Annotated in this window: 7 protein-coding genes and 1 pseudogene; 5 read left to right on the top strand and 3 right to left on the bottom strand. The window is 63.9% G+C overall.

Annotation, left to right across the window (positions count from 1 at the left end):
• Window positions 1-201: 201 nt before the first annotated feature.
• The gene (locus WBV42_RS02940) at window positions 202-1,434 is read right to left on the bottom strand and encodes a polysaccharide deacetylase family protein (RefSeq protein WP_423984709.1); all 1,233 of its coding nucleotides are present in this window, start codon (window positions 1,432-1,434) and stop codon (window positions 202-204) included.
• A gap of 221 nt (window positions 1,435-1,655) precedes the next feature.
• On the opposite strand from WBV42_RS02940, the gene WBV42_RS02945 reads away from it, so the two are divergent.
• Window positions 1,656-2,708, top strand: coding sequence for a transcription initiation factor IIB (locus WBV42_RS02945; protein ID WP_423984710.1), 1,053 nt, complete (start codon window positions 1,656-1,658; stop codon window positions 2,706-2,708).
• A 112-nt stretch (window positions 2,709-2,820) separates the two neighbouring features.
• Here WBV42_RS02945 and WBV42_RS02950 read toward each other — a convergent pair whose 3' ends face one another.
• Entirely contained in the window at window positions 2,821-4,293 is a 1,473-nt protein-coding gene (locus tag WBV42_RS02950; protein WP_423984711.1) for an Hvo_1808 family surface protein, read from the bottom strand.
• Window positions 4,294-4,660: 367 nt separating this feature from the next.
• Here WBV42_RS02950 and WBV42_RS02955 point away from each other — a divergent pair, with 367 nt between their 5' ends.
• Genes WBV42_RS02955 through WBV42_RS02970 form a run of 4 tightly spaced genes read left to right on the top strand, consistent with a single transcriptional unit; the run spans window position 4,661 to window position 7,948 of the window.
• Entirely contained in the window at window positions 4,661-5,602 is a 942-nt protein-coding gene (locus WBV42_RS02955) for a DUF4129 domain-containing protein (protein ID WP_423984712.1), read from the top strand.
• A complete protein-coding gene (locus tag WBV42_RS02960) occupies window positions 5,599-6,168 on the top strand; it encodes a DUF7269 family protein (RefSeq protein WP_423984713.1) in 570 nt (189 codons plus the stop codon). The genes WBV42_RS02955 and WBV42_RS02960 overlap by 4 nt, the downstream gene beginning before the upstream one ends.
• The gene (locus WBV42_RS02965; protein ID WP_423984714.1) at window positions 6,165-7,439 is read left to right on the top strand and encodes a DUF58 domain-containing protein; all 1,275 of its coding nucleotides are present in this window, start codon (window positions 6,165-6,167) and stop codon (window positions 7,437-7,439) included. Before WBV42_RS02960 ends, WBV42_RS02965 begins: the two co-directional genes overlap by 4 nt.
• On the top strand, window positions 7,436-7,948 hold the full coding sequence (locus WBV42_RS02970; protein ID WP_423984715.1) for a DUF7519 family protein: 513 nt from the start codon (window positions 7,436-7,438) through the stop codon (window positions 7,946-7,948). The genes WBV42_RS02965 and WBV42_RS02970 overlap by 4 nt, the downstream gene beginning before the upstream one ends.
• A 19-nt stretch (window positions 7,949-7,967) precedes the next feature.
• Here the strand turns inward: WBV42_RS02970 and WBV42_RS02975 are convergent.
• A pseudogene (locus WBV42_RS02975) lies at window positions 7,968-8,134 on the bottom strand (AAA family ATPase); the annotation flags it as partial.

The following is an 8,134-nucleotide window of genomic DNA, read 5'->3' on the forward strand; positions in this document are numbered from 1 at the left end:
CGAGTTCCTTGTAGGCCGCTTCGAGACACCAGAAACAACCGCCCGCGAGTGTCGCTTTCTCGGTCATACCCCCAATTGGTGCGCGAGGCGTTAAGAGTCTGCGGTGGCGGTCAGCCTTTCGGGGAGACCGAGTTCGTACCGGCGGGGAAAAAAGACTCGCGCGCTGCGATTTGAACGAAATGAACGAACGATTCGCCACGATTATCCGTCGAGCAGGTCGGAGGCGGTGATGACGTCCACGTCCTTTTTCCGAACGTATCGTGCCAGCGATTCGAGGTCGGACTCGCTGATTTCGCCGCCGTCGCCGATGGCGTGGAACAGCGGGACGACGAGTTGGCCGTACTCGGCGGCGTAGTCCACGTACCGTTTCGTCACGTCGAGGTCCTTGCCGTCCACCCGCGAGACGATGGCGTCCTGGTTCTCGAACGGCATGGCGTTCGGACTGCCGCCGAAACTGTAGATGGAGTCGTAGTATTTTCGCGCGAGGTCGAACGTGTTCGGACCGACCTCGTTCTTCGGGACGAGCAAGTGGCGCGCGCCGTCGTCGAACCCGTGTGATTGGAGGTACTCCTGCGTGCGCTTCAGCAACGCCGCCTGGTCGTCCGGCGAGTATTCGGGGAAGGAGTGAGCCTGCACGTCCGGGTGAGCGGCCATGTCCCATCCGCCGTCCGCCATCTCGGACAGTTGGTCCGTCGTCAGTCGGCCGTCGTGGCCGATGCTTTCGGGGATGACGGCCTCTACCCCGGCAAAGTCGTACTTCTGCAGGATTTCGAACGCGCGATAGTGGGTCGCGTGGCTGTCGTCGAACGTGAACATCACCGCCCCCTTGTCGGGTCGTGAGACCGTTCGAAGGTCGTCCACGAACAGTTCGATGGGGTCTCGGGCGTTGGTATCGACCGGCCGTCCAATGATTCGGAGTTCGGATACGGACGAGAGGTCCGGGGTCCCCGCCACGCCGGTGACGCCGAAGTTGACGCGCACCCAGCGGTCGCTCGGACCGACCAGCGTCCGCTTGAGTTGGACGGCGTTGTCGCCGTCGGGGGCGACCAGTTCGATGAGAATCTTGGCGAAGTCGTAGTTTTCGATCTTGACAGCCATCGAGAAGTTCGTCCCGCGGAGGTCGGTTCCCGACAGCGTTCGGGAAATACAGCCTGCCTTCGTGGCGTCGCTTCCGACCATGTGGGCACATTGGGACCCACGGTACGGGTCGTCGGTCGATTTCGACAGGGTTCCCTGTCCGGAAACCGCCTGCCATCCGCTCAGTTCCTCGAAGTCGCTTGCGGCCGGAACCGGCGGCCCCGTAGCCTTTTTCCGTCGTGAATTTCGGCCAGTCCCGTTCATCGGGAGCGGCGATTTTTCGACGATAGAAGAACAGCCAGCAAGACCGATGGCACCGGCGGTAGCCAAGAACGTCCGTCGCGTCTGTCGCGTCATCTCTATCTTCCCGAAAACGGGCAGTACATATTCTTATGATCAATTTAATCTGGATGTCAATTGTTGCCAGAGAAAACTGATTTTAGTACACTAGTTTACGTTTGTATCCGAAAGCTTGCACTGCAAACCAGTGCATTTATATACTTTCAGCGCTTACATTGGGTTAGCGAGCCCTCCTCTCCAGCGGTTTATTCCGAGGATCGGTTCCATTTCCTTCCACCATGACGAGTACGAAAATCAATCGGAACGACCAGCAGCCCGCAGCGAACATCGAACGAAAACGGACGGGAAAACACAGGCCCGAACGGGAAGAGCAACAGACGGACGAGCAGACGCGAGAGCCGGAGGTGTGCCCCGAATGTGGCGGCAACCTCATTACCGACTCCGAGCACGCCGAGACCGTCTGTAACGAGTGCGGCCTCGTCGTCCAGACCGACGGTATCGACCACGGTCCCGAGTGGCGGGCCTTCGACGCGAGCGAACGCGATTCGAAGTCCCGCGTCGGGATGCCGACGACGAAGATGATGCACGACAAGGGATTGTCGAGCAACATCGGGTGGCAGAACAAGGACGCCTACGGACGGTCACTGAGTCCGCGCCAGCGCGAGAAGATGCAACGCCTTCGAACGTGGGACGAGCGCTTCCGCACCCGCGACAGCAAGGAACGCAACCTCAAGCAGGCGCTCGGCGAAATCGACCGCATGGCGAGCGCGCTCGGCCTCCCGGACAACGTCCGCGAGATGGCCAGCGTCATCTACCGCCGCGCGCTGAACGAGGACCTCCTCCCGGGACGCTCCATCGAAGGCGTCGCGACCGCGTCGCTGTACGCGGCGGCCCGCCAGAGCGGCATCCCGCGGACGATGGACGAAATGACGACCGTCAGCCGCATCGACGGTATGGAGTTCAAGCGCACCTACCGCTACATCGTTCGTGAACTCAACCTCGGCGTCCAACCCGCAGACCCCGAGCACTACCTCTCGCGGTTCGAAAGCGAGTTCGACCTCACGCCCGCGACGAAGCGCCGCGCCCACGACCTCCTCAAGACGGCGAAAGAGACGGGTGCGACGAGCGGCAAATCGCCCGTCGGCCTCGCGGCCGCCGCGCTGTACGCCGCCGCGCTCCTCGAAGGCGAAGATCTCACGCAGGACGCGGTCAGCGAGGTGTCGGACGTGAGCACCGTCACGATTCGCAACCGATACCACGACCTGTTGACCGTGGCCGACGAGACGGACGCGCTCCCGACGAGCGTCTCCACCGACGAGGCGGCCGCGTAATCGTATTTTTCATTCGGCGAACGACGACCGTGAGAGACATCTCTCCGTGGCACACAGCGAACCAGTGACAAAATCGGAGACGTTTCCCTCTCGTCCATCTCCGAATAACTCGTCAACGAACCCGTGAGAGCCGCATTTTCCGTTTTGCTTTCGACCCCGGCCGAACGTCCGACAGCGCGCCGACCGTCGGGCCGTTGACTATCGTCACGGTTCGTCCGTGTCGGTCGATTCGGAAGGCATCGGCAAACGGTCCCTTCGGAATTCGCCATGTGTTCGGACCGACTCGTCTCGCGTTTTTCCCGCGGAGCAACTCGCGGTACGCCCGCACGAACTGGGTGGCGTCGCGCTTGGTTTCCCACTTCGTCCGCCACACGTACCCGCGCTGTTCCCCCTTGTGATACGGCCAGAGTCGGTCGTTCGCCCACCCGTCCGAGGGAGGACTGGAGTAATCGAACAGGTCGTACGTTCCGTGATCCGCGTTCTGGAACCGCTGCCAGTGAATGATCGGATTGCCGTCGGCGCGACCCTGATACCAGAACATGGTGTAGATGCCCGCTTCGCCGACCGTCTGTGAACCGTTTGTACCGTGTTTTCCGTACAGCTTCCACCCGTTTCGTGCCTGTTCACCGAGGTGAAGCGGGGGCGGTGAACCGGTTCGTTTTCCCGGATGGATGACCGCCTTCGACGAGTTCGGCGGATTTCGATACTGCTCGTTCACCGCCGACCAACCGCCCGAATCGAACTTCGACGCGACGTACGCCGGACCGTCCGAGTAGGGTTGAATGAGCGCGACCTGCATGGCGAGGTTGTACGACGGCAGTTTTCCGCCGCTGTACGGCGTCCGCTTTCGCACGATGTGTACCTTCCCGACACACTGCCACGACTTGTCACAGCGGTTCGCGTAGCGCTTTTCGACGTAGGTCGCTTCGCCCTCCGTCAGGCCATCGTGCCCGCGTCGCTCGTCCATCGAATTCGATTGGAGTTGTGGCGATGACAGCCTCTCGTGTTGGTCCTGCATCGCGTGCGTGAGTTCGTGGATCAGCGTCGCGTTGTCGATTCTCCCCTTCCCGTTCGAGATGACGTAAACGCGGTTCTTCCCCGGGAGGTAAAACCCGGCGACGCGGTCCTGCATGAGCGTGGTCTGCTGACGAGCGGCGTCGGCCTGCTCGCCCGTGACGAACAATCCCTCCCAAATCTGATTCTCCCACGCACGCTCCGACGGCGTGTTGCTGTTCGCCGCCTGCTGCCGGACGAGCGCTCGATACTCCTTCCGGGACAACGCCTCGACCGTCACCGGATGGGTGAACTCCTGCTTTCGGATGTGCTCGACGCGGGCCATCGACCGCGCGACGTACCGCTTCTTTTCGGCCTTCGACAACCCGTCCCGCTGGTTCACGTCGATGCTCTCGTTGTACCAGTAGCCGTGTTCCCAGCCGATAACGTCGGAACTCGGGTCCGACGGGTGGTTGTCGGACTGTTTCGCGTGTCCACCCCCACCACTCCCGCTACCTCCACCGGCCAGCACGCCACTCACCGGTGCGAGACAGACGAGCAGAACGACGACGACCACCCCCACAAATCGCATACCGATGACACGAGCGGGGGCGGCATAACGGTTGGCCATTGTGTGTGAGTCCGTCTCCCGTCGATTTTGTCCGCGTCGCCGTGAACGATTAGCGGGGACGGTTCACAGGTAGTCAAACTGCTGGCGGCCGACGCGAACTCGCCCGGCGTGTTCGGTGACCACTCGAACAATTCTTCGTCGCGGTGCCCCCGCTTCGTCACGGCACCCCCGGAGGACGATACGATGTCGTCGGCCACGCTCGCACCGTAGAGAGTGTCTCAAGCGCATCCGAGCGGATCGGTAGTCATATTTTTTGTCTTCTTCCACGAACGCTATTCCCCCGTGAGAAGACAGAAAACCTAAGTTGTCAATACAGCTACTTGGTACCGTGGAACGAGATACCGCCCGCGTCGTCGTCATCGCCCTCCTCTGTATTCTCGCCATCGCGTTCGCCGCCGCAACCCTGAACTCCGCCGTGGAGAACGGGTCCGGAACCGGTCTCGGCGGTGGCCCCGACGGCATCGGAAGCAGTCAAACGAACGGATCGAGTCCGCCGATGTCGAACGGCGGCGGGAAGATGGGAACACCGATCAAGCTCCCGTGCTATCCTGTCCTCGATTCGACCGCGGCCATCCTCGCCATGATCGTCGCGTTCCTACTACTCGCGGCGCTCGCCTACCGGAAGGCCGGTGGTCTCGGTGTCCTCGCGATCGTCGGACCGGTCGGCGTCCCCTTCTTGTTCATCCACGCGTTGTTGACGGCGTGTGTCACACCCAGCGGCGGTGGGGGTCTCGGCGGGGCGATAAACACGAGCGACATCTCGTTGCCGAAGGGCAGCACCGGCGGACTCGGCAACGGTGCGAACGGCATGGCGACGCCGTCCCTCATCATGTTCGTCGTCCTCGGCGTCGCGCTCCTCGGAGCCGTCGTCCTGCTCGTTCGGAGTTCGAGCGGGAACGAGGATACGGGGCCGGACGCCGGAAACGTGGAGGAGAACCAACCCGACATCGCTGCGGTGGGTCGTGCGGCCGGTGAGGCCGCCGACCGGATCGAATCGGAATCGGGCGTCGAGAACGAGGTGTATCGGGCGTGGCGCGAGATGACCGAGTATCTGAACGTGCCATCGCCACACTCCAGCACGCCGGGCGAGTTCGCGTCGGCCGCCGTGGCCGCCGGGATGGACCCCGAGGACGTGGACGAACTGACGAGCGTCTTCGAGGAGGTGCGGTACGGAGGGCACGACGCCAGCGAGGACCACGAACGGCGGGCGATAGACGCACTCCGTCGTATCGAGCGAGCGTACGCGGACGACGAGGAGGGTGACGAATGAAACGCAGAACGGTCGTCACCGTCGTCGGTCTCCTCGCCGTCGGCTGGGGACTCGCGGTCGCCATCGCGCCCGGGTTGGCGACGATGTTCCCCCTTCAGGAGGTGTTCGTGAAGGTCGTCGGAGTGCTGGCGTTCGTCCAAGGGCTTCGCGTGATCCAACAGCGGAGACGGACCGACGTGGAGGGAGCTGAGACAGGCGACCCGGAGACGAACGTGACGTTGCCGACGCCCGGCCAGGAGTTCGACGAACTGCTCCGAACCGTCCACTCCGGCCACCGAAAACGTCTCATCCGGTCGCGAAAGGAACTCCGGCAACGCCTCGAACGTTCGCTCGTCGCAGCGATCACCAGGCGGGACGGTTGTTCGGTCGACGAGGCGCGGACCCAAATCGAGACGGGAAGGTGGACGGACGACCCGGAAGCCGCCGCGTTCCTCGGCGGACCGTCCGCTCCCCGCCGCTCGTGGCGTGAGTGGCTGCGTCGGTCGCTCGGCAGCGAGACCGCGTTTCAACGCCGCGCGCGGAAGACGGCCGATGCCGTCGCCCAGTACGTGGAGGAAAGCCAATGAACGTCATCCGTGAGACCAACCGATGGCACGGCGTCAGCGCGATGGTGTTGCTCGCCGCCGGAGTCGGGATATTCACCGAGAGTCCGGTCACGCTCCTCATCGGCGTCGTCGGCGTCGCGTTCGCGGCGTACGCCCGGACCGCCACGCCGCCATCGACGGCGTTCGAACTGACCCGAGTCGTCCGCGACCCGACACCCGCGCCGGGCGATGAAACCGAGGTCGAAGTGACCGTGGAGAACGTCGGCGACAGGACTGCACCGGACCTCCGGGTCATCGACGGCGTTCCGGACGGACTTCGCGTGACGGCCGGGTCGCCCAGGATCGGAACCGCGCTTCGCCCCGGCAAGCGCGCGGTGTTCACCTACACCGTCGAGGCGGTTCGAGGTGACCACGTCTTCGCCCCTGCACAGGCCCTCGCTCGGGACTTCAGCGGTGCGCTCGAACGGGAGTTCGAACTCGAAGACGAGACGACGATTTCATGTACGTCACAACTCGAATCGACCGCCGAGGACGTGCCGTTACGTGAACAGACGATTCGCCACGTCGGTCAAGTGACGACCCGTGAAGGCGGCACTGGCATCGAATTCTTCGCCACGCGCGAGTATCGACCCGGCGACCCGCTCTCGCGCATCGATTGGAAACGAAAGGCCCGCACGGGGGAACTGACGACCGTCGAGTTCCGCGAGGAGCGGACGGCGACCGTCGTCCTGCTCGTGGACGTGCGAAAACAGGCGTACCTGACGAGCGACCACGAGGACCCCGGTGCGGTCGAACACTCGATTCGTGCCGCGGGCGACGCGTTCAGCGCGCTCCTCGACAACGGCGACAGGGTCGGCATCGCCGCGCTCGGCCCGGAGGACGCGTGGCTCGCCCCCGCAACGGGGGAAACCCACCGCGTCGAAGCGCGGGAACTGCTCTCCCACGCCAGCGCGTTCGCTCGGACGCCGTCGGACGAGAGGTTTTACTCGACGATGTCGCTACGCTGGCTTCGGCGACGACTGCCGAGCGACGCACAGGTGGTGTTCTTCTCCCCGCTCTGTGACGACTTCGCGCCGAAAATCGCACGGCGGCTCGACGCTATCGGCCACGCCGTCACCGTCGTCAGCCCGGACCCGACGACGGACGTGTCGGTCGGGGAACGACTCGCGCAGGTGGAACGAAGGCAGCGGCTCCAGTCGATCCGCGCCAGCGGCATCCGGGCCGTGGACTGGGACACGGACGAGTTGCTTGGCGTTACGCTGGCGAAGATGAACAGGCGGTGGGCACGATGAGCGGGAGCGCTTCGGAAACCATCGACCGCTCCCCGGCGCGGGTGAGTCAACTGCTTTCGGTCATCGCCGCGTCCGTCGCGCTCGGGGCGGGTGCGCTCTTCGGCGGCATCGGCGCGCTCTTCGGGTTGCTCGGCCTGCTATTCGTGGCCATCGGCGTCGTCCGCGGGTCGCGTCGCCTCGTCACGACCGGCGGGTTCGTCCTCCTCGCCGGAATTCTGGCCGGGAGCCTCGTCGCGGCACCGCCGGAACTCCTGATTCCCGGCGCGATAGCGACGGTCCTCGCGTGGGATTTCGGCGAACAGGCGATCAACGTCGGTGAGCAACTGGGCCGCGAGGCGGACACGCAGACGCTCGAAATCATGCACGCCGCATCGAGTACCATCGTCGGCGTCGCCGCCGGTGCGCTCGGCTACGGCGTGTATCTGGCCGGCGGTGGCGGCAAACCCGTGACCGCGCTGGTGTTCCTGCTGATCGCGATGCTGGCGCTCACGTCGGCGCTACGGGCGTGAGAAAGAAAGGGCGATTTTTCTATTCCACCGTCGGCACGGGAACGCTGTCCAGCACGGATTCGATGATTTCGTCCTTTCGCACGTTGTTCACCTTCGCGTCTGGGGTCAGGACGACGCGGTGGGAGAGGAGGGGGTAGGCGACGCGTTTGACGTCGTCGGGGGTGACGAAGTCGCGGCCCTTCATGG

This window comes from Haladaptatus sp. (assembly GCF_049589095.1).
Classification (GTDB): domain Archaea; phylum Halobacteriota; class Halobacteria; order Halobacteriales; family Haladaptataceae; genus Haladaptatus.

Coding starts and splice junctions, on each gene's coding strand:
- WBV42_RS02940 (WP_423984709.1), bottom strand. CDS start 1,434: ATGACGCGACAGACGCGACGGACGTTCTTGGCTACCGCCGGTGCCATC.
- WBV42_RS02945 (WP_423984710.1), top strand. CDS start 1,656: ATGACGAGTACGAAAATCAATCGGAACGACCAGCAGCCCGCAGCGAAC.
- WBV42_RS02950 (WP_423984711.1), bottom strand. CDS start 4,293: ATGCGATTTGTGGGGGTGGTCGTCGTCGTTCTGCTCGTCTGTCTCGCA.
- WBV42_RS02960 (WP_423984713.1), top strand. CDS start 5,599: ATGAAACGCAGAACGGTCGTCACCGTCGTCGGTCTCCTCGCCGTCGGC.
- WBV42_RS02965 (WP_423984714.1), top strand. CDS start 6,165: ATGAACGTCATCCGTGAGACCAACCGATGGCACGGCGTCAGCGCGATG.
- WBV42_RS02970 (WP_423984715.1), top strand. CDS start 7,436: ATGAGCGGGAGCGCTTCGGAAACCATCGACCGCTCCCCGGCGCGGGTG.